Raw genomic sequence first — 21,480 nt, forward strand, 5'->3', positions numbered from 1 at the left:
GGCTTCCTGCACAGCTACAACTACCATCGCTGCCACACCGCACTCGGAGGCCGGCCCCCAATCACCCGCGTCAACAACCCTGCGGGTCAATACACCTAGCGGACCTCGGCTCCCGCGGCCTGGACAACGACGTACTCGACTCGTGATCATCACCGGCTTCACCGCAAGCCGCGCCCACAAGCTCACCCCGGGTCAAAAGGATGCCAACCGCATTATCGCTGTCGGATGCGCGCCGGTCGAGCACGGCTTCGCCCACCTAAAAAAACTGGCGGATCCTCACCAAACTCCGCACCGATCCGGCCTGCGCCACCCCCCTCCTGCGTGCCCTGCTCGTCCTGACGAACCTCGAAGTCAACCGCTGACGGATCTACTCAGCAGACAGTGAGCCTTTCCATCCTCACTTTGAGCTGGTCAGATGCAGGGTGAGGACGGCCCGGACGAGTGCGGTGATTCGCGTGGTCGAGCACCGGAGCTTGCGGAGGAGTCTCCAGACTGTGAGGGTGGCTATGGCCGGTTCGACGAGTGCGCGGATCTGCGCGTGGGATCGGTTGACGGCCTTCTGACCGGTGGGCAGGCTGTTCCAGCGGCCCCAGTACGGGGTGCGGACGGTTCCGCCGGCGCCCCGGTATGCCCTGTCCGCCCAGCACTTGATGTCGGCCTCAGCGAGGGCGTCGACGATGCCGTGTTCACGAGCGGCTCGGACGTCGTGGATGGCGCCGGGCAGGGCCTGCGAGGCCCACAGCAGTCGGCCGAAGGGATCTGTCAGGACCTGGACGTTCATGCCGTGCTTCTTGTGTTTCCCGGAGTAGAAGGGTCGGTCCGCGGCGATCCGGTCGATCGGCTGGAGTGCCGTCGAGGATCACGAAGGCTTTCGTCGAGGCGGTCCGCGTCGCGTCGGCCAGGGTGGGCGCGAGGTCGGCCGAAAGGTCGACCGCCTCGGTGACATACCGGTAGGCGGTGGTGGTTCCGATGTCGAATCCGGCCGCGAGCTGGGCGTATGTGTGTCCATCCGCAGGTGGGCGAGTGCGAGCAGGGCCTGGCGGCCGGGGCTCAGACGGCGCCAGCCGCAGCCGATCGCGCGACGGTGCTGCCGCAGACGGTCGGACAGGAAGCGCAGGGCAGGACTGGACACGTCGACGCCCGACGGATAGACAAGCATGTGAAGCCTCTGGTGGAGACGGTTCTCTTGGTCGAAAACCCATCTACCAGGGGCTTCACCGCATTGTCAGCCCAAGGGCCGACTGCTGCACCAAGTGCGAGCAAGCTCAGTGTTGTTGCCGGTTGAATGCGATCAATCGGCACGATGGATACGCCGGAATCGCCAGGCGCGGATCTCGACATAGAGCAAGGCTGCTGCAAGTACGCCGAACGTGTCCTCGACGCATATTGACCACGGTTCAGCTAGCCATCGATGGCCTATGACCGCCCATCCGGCGAGGAGCGGCACGGCGAGGAGGTAACCGGGCAGACGCTCACGAAGCCGACGAGACTCGTGCCGTTTTTCAACTGCCATGATGGCCCCGTGTCATCGCAGGATGATGCCTGGTCGCACGTGCATGCTGCCCAAATTTGCTCGGCTGGTCAACGCTCATGCGATCGCGCCCTGGCCGTCCTCTACTGCTGGCGGCTCCTGCGGAAAATCCGCGGCAGGACCACCTGGTCACCGCCGCCGTTGCCGCCGAGCTCGCCACCTGATCAAGATGGAAAAGGCTCAGTTGCCCACGACCAAAGGGTGTGCCCCGTGAACCGGGTATACGAGCCCTTTGCCGGCAACCCATTGAGCCAGCCCCAGACGGTGCGGGGGCGCGTCAGGGCTGAATATTTTCCAAGTCCTTGAGGAGGCTGGGGTGGGTCGGCTGCCACCCGAGGGCATCGCGGGTATGGGCGCTGGACGCCGGCTGGTCCATGGCGAAGATCGGGCCGAACGGGCCGAAGCTCTCCTGCGGAACCTCCTCGACCGGCAGGCCCAGTCGCCGGCCGATGACTGTGGCGATGTCCCGCACCGTGTCGCCCTCGTCGGCAACGGCATGCCAGGCCGTCCCGGCCGGTGCCGACTCTAGGACCAGACGGAACAGGACCGCTGCGTCAAGCGCGTGCACGGCTGGCCAGCGCTGGGTGCCGTCGCCCGGGTAGCCGGCCACCCCGGTGCGGCGCGCTGCATCAGCCAACAGGCCGGCGAATCCGCCCTGCCCCTCATTGTGGACCGTGCGCGGCATGCGGACAGCCATGCTGCGCAGACCGCGCGAGGCGAGATCCAGCAGCGCTGTGACCGAACGGCCTCGACCGCCCACCGGTCCGTCGGTCGGCAGCGGATCGGCCTCGGTGGAGGCGCGTCCCGGTACCCAGGGCGTACCCGAGACCGTGACGATCGGGCGGTCGCTTCCGATGAGTTCCTGCCCCAGCGCGGTGAGAGCGGCGCTCTCCTCGGCGATGGCCTGCGTGAGCGCACCCGGACTGCCGTAGTCGCGTCCGAACGCCAGACTGATCACACCGTCGGACTGCGCCGCGCCGGACCGCAAGGCGTCGAGGTCCGCCAGGTCTCCTCGCAACACCTTGGCACCAGCCCTCTCGAGGACCTGCGCGGAGCCGTCCGAGCGAGCCAGCGCGAGAACGGTGTGACCGCTGCCGAGCAGTTCAGTGACGACAGCGGAGCCGATGGTTCCGGTACCGCCGGTGACAAAGACGTGCATGAGCTCTCCTCGAAAGTGATGGGACCGTTGTCCCATCACTGACTCTACACGGTGACGGGACAACAGTCCCATCACGTATCCTGGTCTCATGGCTAGATGGCAACCAGGGGCGACCCAGCGACTCGTCGTCGCGGCCGTCGACCTGTTCACCGAGCAGGGTTACGACGCCACCACGGTGGCGCAGATCGCCGAGCGCGCCGGCGTCACCAAGAGCACCTTCTTCCGGCACTTCTCCGACAAGCGCGAGCTACTGGTCGCTGGTCAGGAGACGCTCAGCAGGCTGCTTGCCGACGGCATCACCGAGGCTCCGGCGGACGCCAGCCCGCTTCAGGCGGTGGCAGCCGGCCTCGAGCGCGCATCGAGCGCCATGGGGCCGACGAACCGCGAACTCGGCCCCCGCCTCCAAGCAGCGGTGGCAGCCAGCACCGAACTTCAGGAGCGCGACGCCCTTAAGAGCATCGGTCTCGCGGCCGCCATGACAGCCGCGCTCATCGCCCGCGGTGTCCCCGAACCGACCGCGCATCTCGCGGGCGAGCTGGGGGTCCTCGCGTTCAAGCGAGGCTATTCCCAGTGGTCCGAAAGCCATCGTGATGACGCAGAAGGACTCGCGCCACATGCACTGGCAGCCTTGGAAGACCTGCGTGCGGCAACTGCATCGCTGGGCTGATCGATGCCACTTGGCTGTCGCCGGCCGGGCCCTGTCGGCGCCATGGGCAGTGCGCCCGTCGACCGTCTCCCCGCCCTGCTCATCCTGACAAACCTCGAAGTCAACCGCTGACAGATGATCTACTCCGCAGACTGTCGCCCACGACCAGCGTGAGCACCCCGAGAGCCGGTCACGCCAGCCCTTCGAACTGCGGCTTCAAGTTGGCGGAGGCTCATGGAGTCCACTCGGTGGAGTCCATCGGGTGGACCCACTGAGTCGAACCCGGAGTGGACTCCACTCGATGTCGTACATCGCCGCAGGATGCAGAACATCGCGGGTTCCACTCGGTGGACGATGTCCGGCATCGTCACCGCAGCCAGGCGTTGGAGTACCGCACCCGGGACAGGGCGCGGGCATCGCGGCGCGCGGCCGCGTTGCCGATCCGGCTCTGCCGGGAGCGGGGCCGGCCCGACTCCCCCGCAGCAAGGCGGCGCTTGGCGGCGTCCCGGAGCCGCTCCCGCTGATCGCCCAGCTCCTTCTTCCTGGCCGCCTTCGACTTCGGTGTCCGGGGCCGCTTCCAGATCGGCTGCCAGCTCGCGTGCTCCTCGGGCTCGGGCTCCTGGTCCTCATCGAGCGCGGCGGCTATCTCCCCACTGGCTGCGCGGGCTCGGGCGAGGACGTCCTTCAACCCCAGGTTCTCCGGTGTGGTCATGCGAGTCCTCCAGTGGGTGTCCGGCCAGGCGTCGGCTGCACGCCGGGCGGCGGGGTGTGTGACGGTGCGGGCGTCGCCGGGCGGGCCACTGCCGGGCAGCGCGGGCGGCAACGCGCTCCCGGACGCCGTCCTGGAGCCTGACGGCCATCTGATCCGCGGCCTCGATCGTGGCGCAGGTCTGCTCCAGCGCGGCGGCATCGGTCCCCTGCTGCTGCTCCTGAGCACGGCCGGCCATCCCGTCCGAGCGCGACGGACGCAGGCCAGTCCTCGAGGTGCCGGGCACGGCGACGGTGTGCGGGCGGGCACGGGAACCCAGGCGCTCCGCACGGCGCGCCGCGTGAACCCGGGCCTGCAACGCCCCGGCGGCCAGGCGGGTCCGCGCGTAGAGAGGAAGCGTCCGCTGGCGGGTCAGAGGGCGCAGCACGGCCTGGTCGTCGGTGTCGCGCGGGTACAGGGCGTGCAGGTCGGCGGTCATCATCAGGCCCCGGCCGACGGGGCGGGTGTAGTCGTCGACCACGGTCTGCACAATCTGTTCGTCCAGGCCCGGCTGGTGGAGCCGGCCGGCAGCGGTCCCCCTTGAACCGTGCAGCCTCGCGCCTCCACCGTGTGGAGCTCCCGCACCGACCACCGCGCGCTCCGGGGTTGCGAGGTACTTCTACGGGTTATGGGTTCTGCGGCCCGTCGTGGAAGCGATGCCCAGCCAGGTGTGTCGGTTGTTTGCCCAGCACCAGCCGACCTTGGGGGCGTTGCGGCGCTCGCGGCCATCGCGGCCGGTGCCGTTGCTGATCCAGAGTGCCGGCGTGCGGGCGTCGAGTGCGCCGTTGTCCTTGCGCAGGCGAGCGCCGATGGTCATGAAGCAGTGGTTGCGTTCGAGGACGCTGGGCTGCTGCAGCACCCAGTGGATGCCTTCGGTGAGCAGCAAGGGGGTTCGGGTACCTGCGGTGATGGCGGGGAGCGCCTCTTCCGGGCTCCAGTTGGCCATCTGGTCGCCACGGTCGAGGCCGGTGAGGAGGTAGAGCGGAGTGCCGGGCAGCGCAAGCGTGTCGAGTGGGGCGAAGCGGTCGACGTCCGCCATGTCGGTGACGACAAAGCCCTCCTTGCCGTCACGGCGGAGCAGCGGCGCCAGGGCGGAGGCGGGTGCGTGGTCCGGGTGAACGGCGAGTAGAACGTCTTCGTCGCTGGTGTGGGTTTCGGCGGCTGCCGCGAAGGTGCGAAGATCGGTGGCAGGTAGCCCTGCCAGCTCGTGCACCCCCAGTTCGATGAGTCGTTCCGCCTGCGCGCTGGGCGTCGGGAGTGCGGAGGCAAGAGTGGAGGCGGCTGGCGTGGTTCCGGGCACGAGACTCCCAAAGGTAGCAACGTGGATGAGCTCAAGGGCAACGAAACGCCTCACCGGAAAGTTCCTGCTGCTGCTACCTGAGAGCTCATGTAACTGAGGCGGCGTCACCCCTCACCCACCACTCTCCACGACAGCGACGCTCCGATCGCGCGCCTCCAGAACCCCCTACCGACGCCCATCGATCTCGCCCTCGCGCCGGTGCGAACCGCGGCGACCGCGCGGCCAACCGGGCCGAACTCGTCGTCACGGAGGTGGCCCTCTTCAAGGCCGGCCCGGCGCGGGCGTCGATCAACGCCAGGCTCGGTGCCGCCGAGGTGGCCTCTCCGCTCGCCGAGTCCGACGCGTCGGTCCTCCTGACGGATGTCGCGCGCCGGGACATCGTCCGCGTGGCGGTGTCGGCGTACACGTGAACGTCCCCACCCGCGTACGGTTGAAAAGGGACAGTTGTTGATGCGGTGAGGTCGGCTGGCTCGGCACTCTGCTGGTTGAACGATGCAGGACGGCGGAGGGCGGTTGACATGGTCCTTGATCCGCAACGCTGGCTGGAACTGCGGCGCTTCCGCGGTCTGCTGGAGTCCGGGGCAGAGGCGAAGCCCCCCAGCAGCCATCGACCCCGGCCGGGGGTACTTCAGGCCCCACACCTGCGGATCCAGGAGCCGATGTGACCACCCATCGCGGCACCGACCTGGCCGGACTGCCAGTGCTCAGACCTGAGGCCCTTTGCGTACGCGCTCTTGTACTCGCCGCACGCTGAGTACTTGTCGGGCGGTTTAGCGGTTGTCTCACGTGGTGGCTCAGCTATCCGACCGTGCCCGTGAGAAACATCTGGAACTCTGCGGCGAGGTTTCGCATCTCCTCGCCGGCCGCATGCACGGTGGTGGTCTCGAAGTGCCACTCCTCGGACGGAGGCCGGTCGTGGATGTCCCATGTCAGGTGGACGTAGCCGCCCGGGCGGTGCTCCGCCGAGATCGTCAGGTCCCGTTCCAGGGAGCGCCAGTTGCGCGCTCCTTCCCAGCCGCGGAAGTCCTCGGCCAGTGAGGAGAAGAAGGTGTCGAGGCCGTCGCCGTCCCACGTCCGCACCAAGGTCTCGATGCTCACCCACTGCCCGCGAGCTTTCACGGGGAAGTCGAGTGTGAGGTCTTCGCCATAGGGTCTTGTCGGCTCGGAGAAGAGCAGGTGGACCGGTCTCGGTCCGGGCTCTCCCACGCGTACCGCGGGTCCATCTTCGGTCATTTGAGCAGGTTAGAAGTCGTGGGGCTCGATGACCAGGTGATATACCCACACTGCCCCGGCCGCGGGCCGGGGGTGCCGCTTGGGGCATGGTTGTCCGTCATGGCTGTGGATCTTGCGTGGGAACTGGTCCCCGCTGGGCTGTGGAAGATAGCCGCGCCGCTGATACCGCCGTTCCAGCCCAGACAACAGGGCGGTGGGACAGCGCCGGCGGCGGACCGGAAGGTGTTCACGGCGGTGGTCTACCTGCTGACCAGCGGTTGTGCCTGGCGCTACCTGCCGCCGATGTTCGGCACCTCGCCGGCCACCGCGCATCGCCGGTTCACGACGTGGACCAAGGCCGGTCTGTGGCGGCGGCTGCATCGGGCGGTGATGGACGAGCTCGGTGCCAGGGGCGAACTGGATTGGACCTCAGCGATCATCGACGCCGCATCCGTCCGCGCGAAAAGGGGGGCTCGCTGACCGGACCGAACCCGGTCGATCGCGGCAAGAAGGGCAGCAAGCTGCATGCGCTGTCCGAAGCCCAGGGCATCCCGCTGGCTGTCGCGGTCTCCGGCGCGAACGTGCACGACAGCCAGGCCTTTAAGCCGCTACTCCTGGGCCTCCCCGCCATACGGTCCCGGCGCGGGCCACGACGATGGCGACCGGTTAAGGTCCGCGCCGACAAGGCATACTTCTCCGCCGGACACCTCGCCCGGCTCCGCTCACGACGGCTCATCCCGCGCATCGCGCGCCCGGGGATCGAGTCCGGCGAGCGGCTCGGCCGACACCGCTGGAAGATCGAGAGGTCGATCGCCTGGCTGTTCGGCTACCGCCGCCTCGCCGTCCGCTACAAACGCAAGGGCAGCCACATCCTCGCCTTCCTGGGCCTCGCCGCAGCTCTCACCTGCTATAAGAAACTCGCGAAACTCACCACGTGAGACATCCTCTAAGACTCCAGCCAATGCGCGGCATTGAATTCTCCTTCACGGGCTTATTGCTTCTTGACATCTTCGGCTCGAAGGAGCCCTCGCGGTCGCGGGGAACGGATATCTCCACCGGGCCGACATCGGCCAGCACGGCCTTTGCCCGGGTGCCGTTGCGTGAGTTGCCGCCGTTCTTCCCGGCGGGATCGTGCTTGTCATAGCCGAGGTGGTCGGTGATTTTGCACTCGAGAGCGAACTCCAGAAGCCGCTTGGTCGGCTGCTGGAGCAGCCCGCCCTCTCCGATCAGCTGCAGACCCTCGGCCTGAGCCCGAATCATTAGCTCGTCGATCAGCCGGCCGTTCACGGACGTCGGCACCACGGCCTCAGACGGCTCGACGGTCTCGGCCTCGGTCACGCTGTTGCTGGTCATCGATGCATCTTCCATGATCGGGAGTTACACCGAACGTTGCACAGTCCCAAGATCTGTCCCCGTGCGTCCGGATCAGGGTTGGTTCTCCGCCTTGCTTCGGATGAACATGTAGGCAGCCCCGTACATGCAAACAATCATTCCGAGAACGATCCAGCCTCCCATATTTCCGATGAGGATGAGGATAACTGAAAGTACAACTCCGACGACTGACAGAACCGTAGCGAAAAGCATGTAGCGCTTTACGGTCGCTCGCTGCTCGACCGTCCATCCAACGTTGGGCATGGTGCTCCTTCGATTGGGAGTTGCAATGGGTTCGGGGGTACCCGCCCCCGAACCCATTGCAAGTCAGCGGCTAACTGACAGCATTGGATGCTATCGATCCAACGCTCCAGCCGATTGCGTAGCATCCCAGTGATGCACTGAGCGATGTACCGAGTGTTGCGGGCGCACTTGCCGCTACAGCGGATTCGCAGAGCGTGCCGGCGACCCCTCCAGCCACGACTCCGAGCACGTCTCCCCAAAGGGCTTTTGTGTCTCCATCAGCAAGGTGCTGGATGCCCGTGATTGCATCACCGGCCACGCCGAGCGCGTCCCCGACGCTGATAAGGCCGCTGGGGTCGGTGTGGTTGATCGGGTCGCCGGTGGCGTAGAGGTAGGTGTTGGTTTCCTGGCCTGAGGGGTCGGGCTGGGTGAAGCGGCCAAGGGTGGGGTCGTAGTAGCGGGCGCCCATTTTGTAGAGGCCGGTGGGGTCGTTGTAGGCGCCGGCGAACCGGTAGGGCTGGGGGACGGTTTCGGTGGGGGACGTGCGGGCGGTTCCGGTGGGGGTGTAGGCGTAGGTGTGGGTGCGGGCGCCTGCCTGGTCGACGGCGCCGAGGATGTTGCCGGTGGCGTCGGTGAGGTAGTAGTAGCTCTTCCCGCTGCGCGTCATGGAGTTGAGGGTGCCCCCGGGTTCACGGACGAATCCCGTATCCAAGGATTCGGTGGTGGTGGAGGCAAGGCCAAGCTGGGTGTGGTGGAACCAGGTGTCGCCGAACTTGGTGCGCTCGTCGTTGGTGGTCCCGGCGTGCTCGGCCTGGTAGGTGGTCCCGCCTGCGGTGATGCTGGTGAGCTGGTTGTAGTCCGACCACGACTCCCCGCTGCGGGCAGTGCCGCCGGCCGGGGCGGCGCCGGTTTCGTTGCCGGCCTCGTCGTAGGACCAACCGGTGGTCGAACCGCTCTTCGATTCCAGTTCGGAGGCGTCGTCGTAGCCGTAGGTCGGGCCGGCGGGGCAGGAGGTGGCGGTGGTGTCCTGGTGGGTGAGGTTGCCGGACTTGTCGAAGCAGTACAGCCACGACGCGGTACGGGCACCGGAGGACGTGTTCGTTTCCTTGGCGTAGGACAGGCGCCCGGCACTGTCGTAGGTGTAGACGGTCTTGCGGCCCGCGGCTGCGTCGGTGCGGCTGTAGATCTTCGTCCCCGGGTCACCGGCGCCGGTCGTGTAGGTGTAGGCGAGATCGACCAGGGTGGCGCTGCCGTTGGTGGCCTTGATGGCGGTGGGCTTGCCGTCCTCGTCGAGGGTGACCTTCTGGACCGTGCCGCCGGGGTAATTGGTGTGGGTACGCTTGTCGTTGTTGTTGTAGGTGTACGTGGTGGTGCGGCCGGCCGGGTCCTTCAGCGATTCGAGGCGCCCGGCGTCGTCGTAGGTGTAGTGGGTGGCGCCCATGGGGTCGGTGTAGGTGTCCAAGTCCCCGGCCGCCGTGTAGGCGAGGGTCGCCTCGGAGTCGTCCTGCAGGGAGCGGAAAATCTCGCGGGAGAGGGTGTCGTAGGCGTAATCGGTCTCTCCGGTGCCGTCCTTGCGCCAGGTCATGTTGCCGTCGTCGTCATAGGCGTACTGGACGGTGGCGTTGGTGGAGGAGACCTTGATGACGCGGTCCCGGTCGTCGTAGACGTAGACGGTCTGGATGCCGCGGCCGTCCTTGACGACATCCGGGCGGCCCGCGTAGTCGTACGTAAGCGTCGTCGCGCCCTGCGGCGCGGGCGGGGTGACCTTCGTCAGGTTCCCCTTGGCGTCATAGGTGAACGACGTCTTCTTGCCCCGGGCGTCGGTGACCGAGCACTTCTGCCCCTTGAACCCGCCACACGTAGGAGTGGACGGGTTGTAATCCGTGGTCGTCGTGCCGCCGCCGGTTCCCGTGACGGCCACGGAGGTGGTGTTGCCGACCGCGTCGTAGGTGTAGTTCGTCTTGCTGTCGTCCGGGCTGTCGAACGTGCCGGGTACGTCCATGCCCGCCTTCGTCAGCCACCCCGTCATCTGCGCCATGGCGCCGCTGGGGAGGGTCGCGGAGGTCGGGTTGTTGCGGGCATCCCACCCGTAGGTCGTCGTGTTCCCAGCGGTGGAGCCCGAGCCCATGGCGTCGACCGCAGTGGTCGCCATGTGGGCCTGGTAGGTGGTGGAGCGGGAGTGGGTCAGCGGGTCGGTCACCTTGGTGACCTCACCATCGCCGTTGTGCACGTACTTCGTCGTGTCGCCCTCCGGGTCAGTGACCGTCGTGGTCCCCGCGGCCGTGGCCGAGGACGCGGAGTAGGCATAGGTCCAGGTGGGGCCGGCGGTGCCGCCCTCGGTGGCGGCCCTGGTCATGGAGGTGACCCGGTTGGCGCTGTCGTAGGTGAAGCGGGTGACGCGGTTCTCCTGGGTGGTGACCTGCTCGATGCGGTCCGAGGAGTCGTAGTCGTAGGTGACGGTGGCGAGGTTGGCGTCGGTGACCTTGTGGACGCGGTCCTGGTCGTCGAGGTGGTAGGAGACCTGGCGGCCGGTGTGGTCGGTGGCGTGCCACCAGCCGCCGCCGTCGTTGGTGACGTCCACCCACCGCCCCGACCGGCTCTCGGTGACCTTGAACCCGGCGCCCTCCCCGTGCGACGCGACCGTGATCACGCCCCCGTTGCGGTCGGTGACCTTCGACAGCGTCCCTGACGATGTGTAGGTGTCCTTCGTTCCGGACTTGCGGTCGGTCAGCGTATACGTGCCGTCGCTGTTCTTGACCAGGTCCCGCGAGTAACCGTCCGGCGTGGTGAACGTGCCGTCGCTCTTCTTCTTGAACGACACCGTCGCACCGGTGGAGTCATACCAGTCGACCTCGTCGGTGAAGAACGTGTCCAGGCGCCGCTCGTAGGTGAACCAGGCCCGCTGCGCCATCGCCCCGGCCGGCGCGTCCAGCGAGTTGTACGTCCGCGCCAGCTGCAACTTCTGCCCCACCCCGGCAATATCGAAATCGGTACCCGCGAGCATCAGATTGCCTGTCGAGTAGTCCACCCGCGCCACCAGCGCATCGGTCAGCCGTGTGTCCGCTATCCGGTGCCAGGGCACATCACCCTGCCCCCGCGGCACCCACACCAGCGGTACCACCCCGCCCGACTCGGCCGTCTCGACCGAAGGCGCCGCCTTCGGAGCAGCCTTGTTCTGCTTGCGGACCAGCGCGGCAGCACCGGCCGCGTCCCTCGCCCGGTCCGTACGCTCCCACTCGGCATCCAGCCACGCCGCGCGCTCCCCCGAAGGCTTCACCGACGGCGCGGTAGCGGGTGCCCGGTTCACACCGGACTTCACCTGCGGCCGCTCCAGCTTCTGCTCCTTCTTACCCCAGACGGAAACCGGGGCCTCCGGCTGACCGGCCGCGGCCGCCGGCAGAGCCGCCACCCCCAGCGCAAGGACCACAGCAGTCGCAGTCAACGTATGGCGAACGGTCGTGCGGGCACGCCGAGAGGGCATGCCAAAGGCACGTGAAGACATCAACTTCCCCCCACAGGAAGACAATCCCAACAGCCCCAGCGGCCACCAGGCGCACACAGACTCACACAGCCCCCACACAAAATCCGGGGGGTATGCCCCCGAAATCCCCCCGCACACGCCCCCGAAACCAGCCTCACCCCACATACCAGCAACCAGCACAAAACAGCTGGAAAATCGGCGCATAAGAGAGAAAAATTTAATGAAACGATTCTTCACAGATGGCCGGATCCGACTCGCGGCCGCCGCACAACTCAGGGCTGGTTCCCCAGAGGTGCTGTCGCAGGACCTGAAGGAACGTATGCGCCCTCGTCTCGCGCTGCGGTCGGAGAGAGAAACAGCGCCGCTTCCCTCTGGGGAGAGGTGTCGGTCGGCGCAAGTTCGCGCTGACCCATGGCCCCTGAACTGGGCGGATACAAGTCCGCGCCGGGACCACGGGCAACGCGTTGCGCAACCTTGAAGGCAGCCCGAGCCGCGCAGCCTTGAAGGCGGCCTGCCGGACAACTGGTTGAGTAACTGGCATCCGGGCGGGCCGGCGCGGGGCCGCCGTGTCTCCGACCAGGAAACAAGACGGCCGGGGTCGGCACGGATGATCCGTACCGGCCACGGCGCTCCACGCTGACACAGGACACAGGCGTCCCTCGTGCGCCCCTCTCACGCAGACAGACGAAGGTCTGCCCAGGCTGCAAGGAGGGGGCACGACAGCACCAGCCCGGCCGGACGACGGCGCCGCACCCGCCGCAACGCGACCGCCCAGGCCCATTGACCGAGCGCGCCAGCCACGCCTCTGTCCCCTCCCGGTTGCGCTGCCGTCAACCGGATGTCCCAGGCGGTGGAGAACAGGGCGAGTGCGAGGAGGTGGGGAGCCGCGCCGGGCGGCCAGCTTTTGCCTGCAGCGAGGTGTCCGGTGGCGGCGGTGAACCGCTTTTTTCCTGGCTCGAGGCAGGTTGGGGTGTGGTGTGGGACGCCGAGGGCTGCCCACAGGGGGACGAAAAAGGCACCCGAGTCCGACAACAACCCGGCCCGGCTCCCCGACGCACTCGCGCGGCCGCTACACGCCTCCGCGCCCCGTTCTTCAGGCAGAGGGGTGATTGCCGGGTCCGTCGTGCGTCCTAGCGAGCGGAGTGGGGGTGAGATCGACGGGGTCCTCGCCCCGTTCCATCAGCGTTTCGGCGGCTCCGGCGATCAGAGGGTCGGGCTCACCGATGGCTTCCCAGTCCTTGTTGTCGTAAGGGATGCGCCACAGGAAACTGCGCATCGCCTCCAGGCGCCCACGCCGCTTGTCGTTGTTCTTGACGACGGTCCAGGGGGCTTGTTCGGTGTCGGTCGCACGGAACATGGCGACCTTGGCCGCGGTGTAGGCGTCCCACAAGTCCAGTGAGGCAATGTCGGTCGGCGACAGTTTCCACCGCCGCAAGGGGTCCACCTGCCGGATTGCGAAACGGGTGCGCTGCTCTGCTTGCGAAACCGAGAACCAGAACTTGACCAGGATGATCCCCTCGTCCACGAGCATGTCCTCGAAGACGGGGCACTGGCGCAGAAACCGGTCGTATTCCTCGTCGGTGCAAAACCCCATCACCTTTTCCACGCCGGCACGGTTGTACCAGGAGCGGTCAAAGAACACGATCTCTCCACGCGCGGGCAGATGTGGCACATACCGCTGGAAGTACCACTGTCCCGCCTCGCGCTCGGACGGTCTGTCCAGGGCCACGATCCGCGCGCCACGAGGGTTGAGCCGTTCGCTGAAACGCTGGATGGTGCCCCCCTTGCCGGCCGCGTCGCGCCCCTCGAAAAGGGCGACGATCCTTGCTCCTGATTCCTGGGCCCACCGTTGGAGCTTCAGCAACTCGATCTGCAGGACACGCTTGGTGCGTTCGTACTCCCTGCGGCGCAGTTTGTGGTCGTAGGGGTGATTGTCGCGCCACGTCTGGATGACCTCACCGGAGTCGTCCAGCAGCACCGGCCGCTCGGGTCGGCTGTCGTCCACACTCAGACCGCGCAGCAACCGCGCTCGCTCTTCCGCCTCGTTCATGCAGTTCGCCATACCCCAGGGTGCTTTGCTTACGCTTTGCCATGGGTGCATCGTCACTGTTTCAGCGAGATTGCCGCTCGCGGCCCTGTCCGCACCAGAACGGGGTCGGCGGGAACCATCCGGAAAGCGGGCCCGACACTTCGGGGCCCACCGCCTATATGCGACGGGGAGCCCGGACACCGCGTTCTCACTCGGCAACGTCACGCGGAGGCGGTCATGTCCCAAGGCTGCGGTCATCCCCGGAGGCGCGCAACGCCCCCACGGCTCTGCTCCGGGCTGTGTTGCGGGCACGCACCCGGCCGGCGGCCCGAGCCGTCGTACTCAAGCCGAGTGACCACGGGTCGCGCACGCACGGGTCTCCCGCCGACGCCTCCTCAGCTCCAGCCTCCCGCTCCATCCGGAGAACTACCCGAACCCGCGCGTACTCTACCCAGGCCTTGCCGGAGGCGAGTTGCGGACGGCAGGTCTGAGGCCGCCTCCGAAGGGCACACGGAGACCACTGGTCCCTTCGTCCCTGGGCCGTACTGGAGCTCGTGCGGCTGGTCCGCGAGGTACGTCCGGGATCCACCGAACGACCTCGCATGTCATGTCCTGCGCGCCCCGGGCCCGTCCTACGAAGGAGTCCATCATGGTTGTAGTCGGCATCATCGCCGTGTGTGTCGTGCTGCTGGTTCTGGCGTTCCTCCTCCCACGCTTCTCCCGCCACCCCCAGAACGGCACGCAGCGCACCCTGGGCCTGGGGGCGAGGGCTGGGGGCAAGGCTCCGGGAGTCCTCGGACGCTTCCTGCAGAAGCCGTTCACCAGCAGCTCGCACGCGGTGGGCAAGAGCGGCTCGGCCGGGCGCCGGGCCCGCGGACACATGCCGTTCTGAACCACGGGCCACAGCACCGGACGGCTTCACTCCGCTTTGTCGTACAGCGGGTTCCCCGGTGCTGGCTCGACCCTGATGAACGATGTGGTGATGGCTCGATAGCTGCGATGGCTCGGGTTCCTCCCGTTCCCAGAGGGTCCAGGCGTTCGTGCAGCCCTGGGCCCATCGCTCGTGCAGGTACGGCTTGAAGTCGTCGAGCTTGGTCTGGCGGTTCGGCCACTGCCCCTGGAACAGGTCTTCCGGCCGTGCGGCGTCGGCCAGCCGCTGGACGGTGCGGTAGGTCGTGCCGAGCTCGCGCTGGACCGACCGTCGGCTGTGGCCGGCGGCCAGCAGCGCGTGGACAGCGGCGTGCTTGGCGCGGGTACGGTCGGCGAACCGGTGCCCGGTGGGCCATGGCGACCCGCTTTCGACCACAGTGGGATTCGGCGCCGGCTCGGCTAAGGACGCGCGCAGACACGAGCGGTGGCGGGAGACACAGCGCTCGGCCGCTTCGCCGAGGTTGCGCCACAGATGGAACCGGTCGGCGACCTGGACCGCAGTGGGCGCCCCGATGCTGGCGCCCTCGGCGAAGAATGGAGCGCGGTCACTGCAAACAACCTCGATCCCCGGGCGCTCGGCCATCCAGGCCGCAACAGTGTCGGCATCTCGGTCCGGCAGCAGGTCCACCGGCCTGCGGGTCTCGACGTCGACCAGCACGGTCCCGTAGACACGGCCCTTACGCATCGCGTACTCGTCAACGCCGACCACACGCGGGGCCTGTGGCTCGGGCTCCGGGAGGGCGTCTACCAGCCGCAGGACCGTATTCCGGCTGGCCCTCGCACCGAAGACGTCGGCCAGTCGGGCGCCGACACGACCGGCCAATGCGAGGCCGACTTCGGCCAGCACTGACCGCAGTCGCTCGGTTCGCTGGCTGTACCGCCGGGTTAGGCCAGCGACCTGCTCGACGAGCGTCCGCCGCTTGCAGGAGAGGTCTTCGCACACGAAACGCCGGACACGAAGACACAGCACCACCCGCCGCCCCACCACCGGGAGGTCAGCGGGGAACCGCAGGTAGGAGCCGTGCACCCGTCCCGACCAGTTCCCGCAGCCCGGGCACCGAGCCCTGGCCGCCCGACATCGGACACCCACTCGGACCACCTCCCCGTCGTCCTGTACCGACACCACTCTGATCTCCGGAGCCGACAGGAAAAGCAGCTCTTCCAGCCGGAGCAGTACGTCGCGCACAGCCCAGAACCATCGCCTCGATCGTCGCCGTCGCCAGCCATTTCCGGACGATCTCAGAAGACGCTCCCGAGAGATCAACCGTTACAGGGAGTAGGCACACCACAGAAGTTGGACCAGAACCCAATCTCGTGAACAGAGCCACCCTTCCCTCAGCGAGAGCACGTCAAGGACCGCTGGTGCCCTACCGGCTGCCACCTGCTCCACCCCAACCGCTGGAGGAAGGAGATGCCGCCGCTCCCCGGCGACGAGGACGCCTGACGGTGGCGTGCGAATACTGCGCCACGACCTCGCGAGCCCCACCCACCACGACTGAGCACCGCGCCACTGTCCTGTGTAGGTGAACCCTGCGAGTTCCAGGCCAGGTTGCGAGAGACGTTGCGGAGTCCGCCGGAACCTTGCGAAGCGTCTGATCCGGAATGACCTCAGCCGAACGTGCCGTCGGCTCGGACGGCGAAGCGTTCGCAGCCGTCGTGCTCGAAACGCACCTGCCCGTCGAACGACGAGCCGGCGCAGGCGCACGCTCCCCAGTCCAGGCCCAGCTCGCCGCTCAGCGCGACCCAGAACCTGCATCCGCCGCACTGCTCGTCGAACCACTCATCCCGGTAGCCAGGATCCCCAGTGGAACGGTTGAGCAGCCTCAACCAGCGCTCGTGAACATCGTCGCCGTCTCCACCCTTGCCGTTTGCCCGCAGCCCGCCTGGTTCCATCCGCTCCACGCCCTCCCCTCGAATTCGCAAGGCTAATCTGCACGGATTCCGCACCAAGCCGCCAGGCGATTCCTGCGAGTCGCAGGCCACCGGCCCAGCGCTTCGCAGGCATCACTCGCACAGGACAACCAACGCCCTTCAACACGAACAGCCACCACCGCCCCCGGCCGACGGGGGCTTCGTGCTTCCTGCAGGACCGACGTGCCGACCTACGAGGCTCTGCCCCGCTTCGCCACCGACCTGAACCGCCTCACCCCTGAGCAGCTCAACCGCTTCCAACGGGCCGTGGCAGCTTTCGTCCAGGACCTGCGCGCCGGGCACCGGTTCCGCCCCGGCTTACGGGCAGCACGCCGGTTCGCGGATTCCCGTAGCTGCGCGGTGGGGAACCCGTACATCAGCCGTGTAATTCGGTCCGGGAGTGATGCGGGTTCTCGGCACGCGGGAGTTGTTAGGGTGGCGTCAAGGCTTCAGGCATCGAGGGGAAGGAGACGCTGGTGCGCGACCGCCGCTTCCCCTCTGTCCTACCAGGCCGCATCCTGGAGCCGCTGGAGCGGCGCCCGATCGGTACGAACGGCTACGTGAGCACGTGGGGCGCCATTACGAGCGTCTGCCCACCGAGGGGCTGCTGAGCCCACCGCTATATCGCGGAGGCCATACCACCGGCCCGGCCGGTGCGTTCTCACGCCCCTTCGCACCCCTTTTCGGAGACGTCTCTCCATGTCTGTTCGTTCGCGGATCACCGCTGCGCTGCGCTCGGACGCCGTCAGCGGCTCGCTCCTGATCGGCACCGCCCTCCTCGCGCTGATCTGGGTAAACTCGCCCCTCGACCGCTCCTACGAAGCCTTGCGCTCCTTCACCTTCGGCCCCGCCGCCCTACACCTGGACCTGTCGATCGAGACATGGGCCGCCGACGGCCTGCTGGCCGTGTTCTTCTTCATCGTCGGCAACGAGCTCAAGCAGGAACTCGTCCACGGCGAGCCGCGCGACCCCAAGCGCGCCGCCCTGCCCATCGCCGCGGCGCTCGGCGGCGTCGCCGTGCCCGCGCTGGTCTTCCTGGCCGTGAACGCGACCGCCAGCGGGGAGGCGGCCGGCGGCTGGGGCATCCCGATGGCCACCGACATCGCCTTCGCCCTCGCCGTCCTGGCCGTGGTCGGCCGGCACCTGCCCACTCCACTGCGGACCTTCCTGCTCACCCTGGCCACCGTCGACGACATGTGCGCAGTCCTGGTCATCGCCGTCGCCTACACCACCGGCCTGAACCTGGCCGCCCTCGCCGCCGCGGCCGCCGGACTCGCGGTCTTCGGCTACCTGCAAAACGGTGCCGGACGCGCCGTGACCCGCCTGCGGGCGCGAGTGCCGGGCTGGCTGCTGTTCGGGCCGCTCGCCGTGATCATCTGGGCGCTGACCCACGCCTCCGGCGTGCACGCCACCATCGCCGGCGTCGCCATGGGCCTGCTCATGCGCACCCGGGCCCGCGACGGCGAGACGATCTCCCCGTCGCACCGGACGGAGGAGGTCCTGCGGCCGTTCTCCGCCGGGATCGCGCTGCCGGTCTTCGCCCTGACGTCGGCCGGTGTCTCCCTGTCCGGCGCGGGCGGCTTCTTCACCTCCACCATCACCTGGGGCGTCCTCGCCGGACTGCCCGCGGGCAAGTTCGCCGGGATCTTCGGCGCCACCTGGCTCACCGCACGGTTCACCCGTGCCCACCTCAACCCGCGGCTGGCCTGGCCGGACATCGCCGGCATCGGCATCCTCGGCGGCATCGGGTTCACCGTCTCCCTGCTGATCGCCGAACTCTCCTACACCAGTGAGGTGCACCTGACCGACGCCAAGGGCGCCATCCTCCTCGCCTCCGCCGGCGCCTCCCTGATCGCCGCCGTGGTGCTGGGACGCCGCAGCCGCCACTACCGGCACCTCGACGACCAGAGCGGCGACCGGACGGCACCGGCATGGACGCGGGACTGATCGCTCCGGCCGTGGTCGCGGCCGCGCTGGTGATCCGCACCGCCGTCGCCGAGCTCCGCGTCCTCGGCAGCGCCCGCGCCGCGTGGGCCTTCACCGCGATCCCGCCGCGGCGGCCGCGGCCGCCGCCGTCCTCGGCGTGGTCACGGTGACGGGCTACAGCTGGTCCGCACTGGCGTGGGGCCTGCTGGCCGGGGCGCTGACCGGCCAGCAGGCCCACCATGCGCGCGTCCGTGGCCGGTAGCCTGGAAGTGCAGCCACTCTGGTACGGGGCGGCTGCACGGCGGTGGGGCCCGCCGTACCCAACCGCGACCCGGTCGCCAACGGTCCCTACCTGACCCTTCCGCGCGCCCGCGCGCGGACCGCGACGATCAGGTAGGAGCCTGAACCCGTGCCCCCCGAAGACCCCGAACCCATGGCCACCGGCTGGCAGGCCGAGCCCGCCGACCCGGACACCGCGGTCGAGACGTGGCCGGCCGCGAACGCGCCCAGCCCGGGGCGCCGCCAGGCCGAGATCCTCGCGGCCATCGCGGCTGGCGGCGTTCTGGGCGCCTGCGCCCGCTACGGCGCCACCCTCATCTGGCCCACCGAACCCACCGCCTTCCCCTGGACGACGTTCTGGATCAACGTCACCGGCTGCGCCGCCATGGGCATCCTGATGGTCCTGATCACCGAACGTTTCACCGCCCACCCACTGACCCGGTCCTTCCTCGGCACAGGCGTCCTGGGCGGCTACACCACCTTCTCCACCGCCACCCTCGACACCCAACGCCTCCTCGACCACGGCCACCCCGGCACCGGCCTGCTCTGCGCAGCCGCCACCCTGCTGGCCGCGTTCACCGCGATCTGGGCCACCGCGGCCCTGACCCGCCTCGCCGTCCTCCCGCGCCCGGGTGCCGAGCGGGGGCGGCCGTGAACTGGCTCATGGTCATCGCCGGGGCGATCGTCGGCGCCCCGCTGCGCTACCTCACCGACCGCGCCGTCCAGGCACGCCACGACACCGTCTTCCCCTGGGGCACCTTCAGCGTCAACATCGCTGCCTGCGCCGGCCTCGGCTTCCTCACCGGCGCCGCGACCGCCACCACCGTCCCCGAAGCGCTCCAGCACCTCATCGGTCCCGGCCTGTGCGCCACCCTCAGCACCTACTCCACCTTCTCCTTCGAGAGCCTGCGCCTGGCCGAGACCGGCGCGAAGCACTTCGCCGCGGCCAACGCAATCGTCAGCCTCATCGCTGGCCTGGGCACGGCCTACCTCGCCACCGCCCTTGCCACCGCGCTCCTTGCCTGAGGGTGCCGCGGTCCGACGAAGGAGCCGCTCCCAGGCTTCGTGACGACTGAGACCCGGTGAACGAGCCGGCCGTGCCGTGGGACGTCACTTGGGCAACTTGGCCGTGCGCTCGGGGTGAGCGATTCTCGCGAAGATCGCCGCCGGGTTCGGGATCAGCGAGTCCACCGCCCATGCCTACACCAGCGCGGTCGTCGACCTGCTCGCCGAACGTGCACCGGGCCTGCTGAAGACGCTGCGCGAGCACGAACCCGACTTCGTCCTGCTCGACGGCACCCTCGCCGAGTGCGACCGGGTCGGCGACGGCCGGGGCGACTATTCCCACAAACACCGGCGCCCCTTGACGAATGGAAGGCTCCGGCAGAGGTTCTGCTGGGAAGAGGCGGGACAGCCACGAGGGCCCCCATTTATGAACGACGGATTCTGGAGGGATAAAGCATGACAGGCCACACCTATTACCAATCCCACCCTTTGCCGTATCTCCTGATCGTGGTGCTCTGCCTGCCGATAGCCCTCGTGGCGCTCTGGATGGCGTTTCGTTGGGCGGTGCTCTACCTGCGAGGCGTGGCCGTCGTCGGGGACGAGCCGGGGCAGCGTTTCGGTGCGACCTTCACCGTGGACGGGAAGACGTACCCGTGCCATGCGGATCTCGGACCGGAAGACCGTCGAGAGGGCGGCGGCGGGGCGGGACTGATCGTCTACGACCCCCGCAAGCCCCGAAGGAACGACGCTCAGCACAGCCTCCGGCCCTCACAGCTCAGCGGCTGTGCCTTCTTGGTCGTACTGCTCGTCACCGCAATCGTGTGGGCCGGCATTCGGCTGATCGGCTTCTTCTGAGAAGAGGCCGATGAGCGACGACGGGAGTTCGGCCAGGGCATTACTGAGCTTCGTCAGCGTTGCATCTCCCATGTGAGGATGGCCTTGGCGATTGACGGCATGCGGTTGGGGCTGCATCGGGACCTGCGGAAGATCCGCCAGGACTTCAGCCTAGCGACGCCGCGTTCGACAGGCGCTCGCGCTGCGGCCAGTGCTTGATTGAGGGTCTTTTCGGTGGGGGTGAGTTCCTGCAGGGGCCTGCGTTTAATGCCGGTGGTCAGCCACGGGCCGGCACCCTGGTAGGCGAGATCGGCCAGGATGGGAACGCCCTGGCGCTCGCAGATCCGGATGATCCGGTGGGTGCGGGCCGCGGTCAGGTCATGGGCGCGGCCCGGCAGGGCGGGCGAGAGCCACAGCAGCCGGCCGCCGGGGTCGGTGACGACCTGCACGTTCACACCATGGCGCCGGTGTTTGTGGGAATAGTCGCCCCGGCCGTCGCCGACCCGGTCGCACTCGGCGAGGGTGCCGTCGAGCAGGACGAAGTCGAGTTCGTGCTCGCGCAGCGTCTTCAGCAGGCCCGGTGCACGGGCGGCGAGCAGGTCCACAACCGTGGTGGTGTAGGCATGCGCGGTGGACTCGCTGATCCCGAACCCGGCGGCGATCTTCGCCAGAGTGGTGTGTTCGCGCAGGTACACCAGTGCCACCATCGCGCGCTGCGACGGACGGAGCTTGCAGCGCCGGTCGCCCTCACGGGTGGGGGCGAACCGGCACCGCCCGAGGTGACGGTGCCGTCGGGACGATGCCCGCGTCTCGTGTGTTCTGGTCCGGTCATGACTGACTGCCCCGCACGCACCCACTATGCAGTGTCGCCATAC

At 68.2% G+C, this 21,480-nt stretch carries 17 protein-coding genes and 5 pseudogenes; 11 read left to right on the forward strand and 11 right to left on the reverse strand.

Going from position 1 to position 21,480, the window contains the following annotated elements:
• Window positions 1–397: 397 nt before the first annotated feature.
• A pseudogene (locus ACN6LM_RS25130) lies at window positions 398–1,159 on the reverse strand (transposase family protein).
• Between the two features lie 649 nt (window positions 1,160–1,808).
• The gene (locus ACN6LM_RS25135) at window positions 1,809–2,690 is read right to left on the reverse strand and encodes an SDR family oxidoreductase (protein WP_445067656.1); all 882 of its coding nucleotides are present in this window, start codon (window positions 2,688–2,690) and stop codon (window positions 1,809–1,811) included.
• A gap of 88 nt (window positions 2,691–2,778) precedes the next feature.
• Between ACN6LM_RS25135 and ACN6LM_RS25140 the strand changes: the two genes are divergently transcribed.
• Window positions 2,779–3,357 (forward strand): TetR/AcrR family transcriptional regulator, encoded by a 579-nt coding sequence (locus ACN6LM_RS25140; protein WP_445067657.1) that lies wholly within the window; start codon window positions 2,779–2,781, stop codon window positions 3,355–3,357.
• A gap of 346 nt (window positions 3,358–3,703) precedes the next feature.
• Here the strand turns inward: ACN6LM_RS25140 and ACN6LM_RS25145 are convergent, their stop codons facing one another.
• Window positions 3,704–4,048, reverse strand: coding sequence for a hypothetical protein (locus tag ACN6LM_RS25145; RefSeq protein WP_445067658.1), 345 nt, complete (start codon window positions 4,046–4,048; stop codon window positions 3,704–3,706).
• On the opposite strand from ACN6LM_RS25145, the gene ACN6LM_RS25150 reads away from it, so the two are divergent.
• Window positions 4,047–4,628: a hypothetical protein gene (locus tag ACN6LM_RS25150; RefSeq protein ID WP_445067659.1), complete on the forward strand. Its 582-nt coding sequence runs from the start codon at window positions 4,047–4,049 to the stop codon at window positions 4,626–4,628. The two genes, ACN6LM_RS25145 and ACN6LM_RS25150, sit on opposite strands and share 2 nt — an antisense overlap.
• 75 nt (window positions 4,629–4,703) lie before the next feature.
• On the opposite strand, the gene ACN6LM_RS25155 is transcribed toward ACN6LM_RS25150, so the two are convergent.
• Window positions 4,704–5,384: a DUF5701 family protein gene (locus tag ACN6LM_RS25155; RefSeq protein WP_445067660.1), complete on the reverse strand. Its 681-nt coding sequence runs from the start codon at window positions 5,382–5,384 to the stop codon at window positions 4,704–4,706.
• A gap of 251 nt (window positions 5,385–5,635) precedes the next feature.
• On the opposite strand from ACN6LM_RS25155, the gene ACN6LM_RS25160 reads away from it, so the two are divergent.
• Entirely contained in the window at window positions 5,636–5,794 is a 159-nt protein-coding gene (locus ACN6LM_RS25160; protein WP_445067661.1) for a hypothetical protein, read from the forward strand.
• Window positions 5,795–6,182: 388 nt separating this feature from the next.
• Here the strand turns inward: ACN6LM_RS25160 and ACN6LM_RS25165 are convergent, their stop codons facing one another.
• Entirely contained in the window at window positions 6,183–6,617 is a 435-nt protein-coding gene (locus ACN6LM_RS25165) for a DUF6228 family protein (protein ID WP_445067662.1), read from the reverse strand.
• Between the two features lie 99 nt (window positions 6,618–6,716).
• Between ACN6LM_RS25165 and ACN6LM_RS25170 the strand changes: the two genes are divergently transcribed.
• A protein-coding gene (locus tag ACN6LM_RS25170) for an IS5 family transposase (RefSeq protein ID WP_445067663.1) occupies window positions 6,717–7,534 on the forward strand; the annotation gives its coding sequence in 2 pieces (ribosomal slippage) (window positions 6,717–7,064 and window positions 7,067–7,534; 816 coding nt in all).
• A gap of 52 nt (window positions 7,535–7,586) precedes the next feature.
• Here ACN6LM_RS25170 and ACN6LM_RS25175 read toward each other — a convergent pair.
• The 3 genes and pseudogenes from ACN6LM_RS25175 to ppk2 form a co-directional block, all read right to left on the reverse strand.
• Window positions 7,587–7,949, reverse strand: a pseudogene (locus tag ACN6LM_RS25175) (transposase); the annotation flags it as partial.
• 352 nt (window positions 7,950–8,301) lie between these two features.
• Window positions 8,302–11,238, reverse strand: coding sequence for an RHS repeat-associated core domain-containing protein (locus ACN6LM_RS25180; RefSeq protein ID WP_445067683.1), 2,937 nt, complete (start codon window positions 11,236–11,238; stop codon window positions 8,302–8,304).
• A 1,546-nt stretch (window positions 11,239–12,784) separates the two neighbouring features.
• Window positions 12,785–13,741, reverse strand: a complete 957-nt coding sequence (gene ppk2 / locus ACN6LM_RS25185; RefSeq protein WP_445067664.1) for a polyphosphate kinase 2 — start codon at window positions 13,739–13,741, stop codon at window positions 12,785–12,787.
• A gap of 628 nt (window positions 13,742–14,369) precedes the next feature.
• On the opposite strand from ppk2, the gene ACN6LM_RS25190 reads away from it, so the two are divergent.
• Entirely contained in the window at window positions 14,370–14,612 is a 243-nt protein-coding gene (locus ACN6LM_RS25190) for a DUF6411 family protein (protein ID WP_445067665.1), read from the forward strand.
• Window positions 14,613–15,116: 504 nt separating this feature from the next.
• On the opposite strand, the pseudogene ACN6LM_RS25195 reads toward ACN6LM_RS25190, so the two are convergent.
• Together ACN6LM_RS25195 and ACN6LM_RS25200 are read right to left on the reverse strand one after the other, a co-directional pair.
• Window positions 15,117–15,836 (reverse strand): annotated as a pseudogene (locus ACN6LM_RS25195) (ISL3 family transposase); the annotation flags it as partial.
• 422 nt (window positions 15,837–16,258) lie between these two features.
• The gene (locus ACN6LM_RS25200) at window positions 16,259–16,543 is read right to left on the reverse strand and encodes a DUF3027 domain-containing protein (protein WP_445067684.1); all 285 of its coding nucleotides are present in this window, start codon (window positions 16,541–16,543) and stop codon (window positions 16,259–16,261) included.
• Window positions 16,544–17,260: 717 nt separating this feature from the next.
• Between ACN6LM_RS25200 and nhaA the strand changes: the two genes are divergently transcribed.
• The 6 genes and pseudogenes from nhaA (at window position 17,261) to ACN6LM_RS25230 (ending at window position 20,626) form a co-directional block, all read left to right on the forward strand.
• Entirely contained in the window at window positions 17,261–18,508 is a 1,248-nt protein-coding gene (nhaA, locus tag ACN6LM_RS25205; protein WP_445067666.1) for a Na+/H+ antiporter NhaA, read from the forward strand.
• Complete coding sequence (locus ACN6LM_RS25210) at window positions 18,493–18,657, forward strand: hypothetical protein (protein WP_445067667.1); 165 nt, start codon at window positions 18,493–18,495, stop codon at window positions 18,655–18,657. The genes nhaA and ACN6LM_RS25210 overlap by 16 nt, the downstream gene beginning before the upstream one ends.
• A gap of 263 nt (window positions 18,658–18,920) precedes the next feature.
• Window positions 18,921–19,421, forward strand: coding sequence for a fluoride efflux transporter FluC (locus ACN6LM_RS25215; RefSeq protein ID WP_445067685.1), 501 nt, complete (start codon window positions 18,921–18,923; stop codon window positions 19,419–19,421).
• On the forward strand, window positions 19,418–19,792 hold the full coding sequence (locus ACN6LM_RS25220) for a fluoride efflux transporter FluC (RefSeq protein WP_445067668.1): 375 nt from the start codon (window positions 19,418–19,420) through the stop codon (window positions 19,790–19,792). Before ACN6LM_RS25215 ends, ACN6LM_RS25220 begins: the two co-directional genes overlap by 4 nt.
• Window positions 19,793–19,916: 124 nt before the next feature.
• Window positions 19,917–20,126, forward strand: a pseudogene (locus tag ACN6LM_RS25225) (transposase family protein); the annotation flags it as partial.
• 101 nt (window positions 20,127–20,227) lie between these two features.
• Window positions 20,228–20,626 (forward strand): hypothetical protein, encoded by a 399-nt coding sequence (locus ACN6LM_RS25230; protein WP_445067669.1) that lies wholly within the window; start codon window positions 20,228–20,230, stop codon window positions 20,624–20,626.
• A gap of 53 nt (window positions 20,627–20,679) precedes the next feature.
• On the opposite strand, the pseudogene ACN6LM_RS25235 reads toward ACN6LM_RS25230, so the two are convergent.
• Window positions 20,680–21,360, reverse strand: a pseudogene (locus tag ACN6LM_RS25235) (transposase); the annotation flags it as partial.
• Window positions 21,361–21,480: the final 120 nt, after the last annotated feature.

The organism is Streptomyces sp. SAS_281, assembly GCF_052542855.1.

Bases quoted from the DNA above. Each gene is read 5' to 3' on its own strand.
- ACN6LM_RS25135 (WP_445067656.1), bottom strand. From the start codon at position 2,690: ATGCACGTCTTTGTCACCGGCGGTACCGGAACCATCGGCTCCGCTGTC.
- ACN6LM_RS25140 (WP_445067657.1), top strand. From the start codon at position 2,779: ATGGCTAGATGGCAACCAGGGGCGACCCAGCGACTCGTCGTCGCGGCC.
- ACN6LM_RS25150 (WP_445067659.1), top strand. From the start codon at position 4,047: ATGCGAGTCCTCCAGTGGGTGTCCGGCCAGGCGTCGGCTGCACGCCGG.
- ACN6LM_RS25145 (WP_445067658.1), bottom strand. From the start codon at position 4,048: ATGACCACACCGGAGAACCTGGGGTTGAAGGACGTCCTCGCCCGAGCC.
- ACN6LM_RS25165 (WP_445067662.1), bottom strand. From the start codon at position 6,617: ATGACCGAAGATGGACCCGCGGTACGCGTGGGAGAGCCCGGACCGAGA.
- ppk2 (WP_445067664.1), bottom strand. From the start codon at position 13,741: ATGAACGAGGCGGAAGAGCGAGCGCGGTTGCTGCGCGGTCTGAGTGTG.
- ACN6LM_RS25190 (WP_445067665.1), top strand. From the start codon at position 14,370: ATGGTTGTAGTCGGCATCATCGCCGTGTGTGTCGTGCTGCTGGTTCTG.
- ACN6LM_RS25200 (WP_445067684.1), bottom strand. From the start codon at position 16,543: ATGGAACCAGGCGGGCTGCGGGCAAACGGCAAGGGTGGAGACGGCGAC.
- nhaA (WP_445067666.1), top strand. From the start codon at position 17,261: ATGTCTGTTCGTTCGCGGATCACCGCTGCGCTGCGCTCGGACGCCGTC.
- ACN6LM_RS25210 (WP_445067667.1), top strand. From the start codon at position 18,493: ATGGACGCGGGACTGATCGCTCCGGCCGTGGTCGCGGCCGCGCTGGTG.
- ACN6LM_RS25215 (WP_445067685.1), top strand. From the start codon at position 18,921: ATGGCCACCGGCTGGCAGGCCGAGCCCGCCGACCCGGACACCGCGGTC.
- ACN6LM_RS25230 (WP_445067669.1), top strand. From the start codon at position 20,228: ATGACAGGCCACACCTATTACCAATCCCACCCTTTGCCGTATCTCCTG.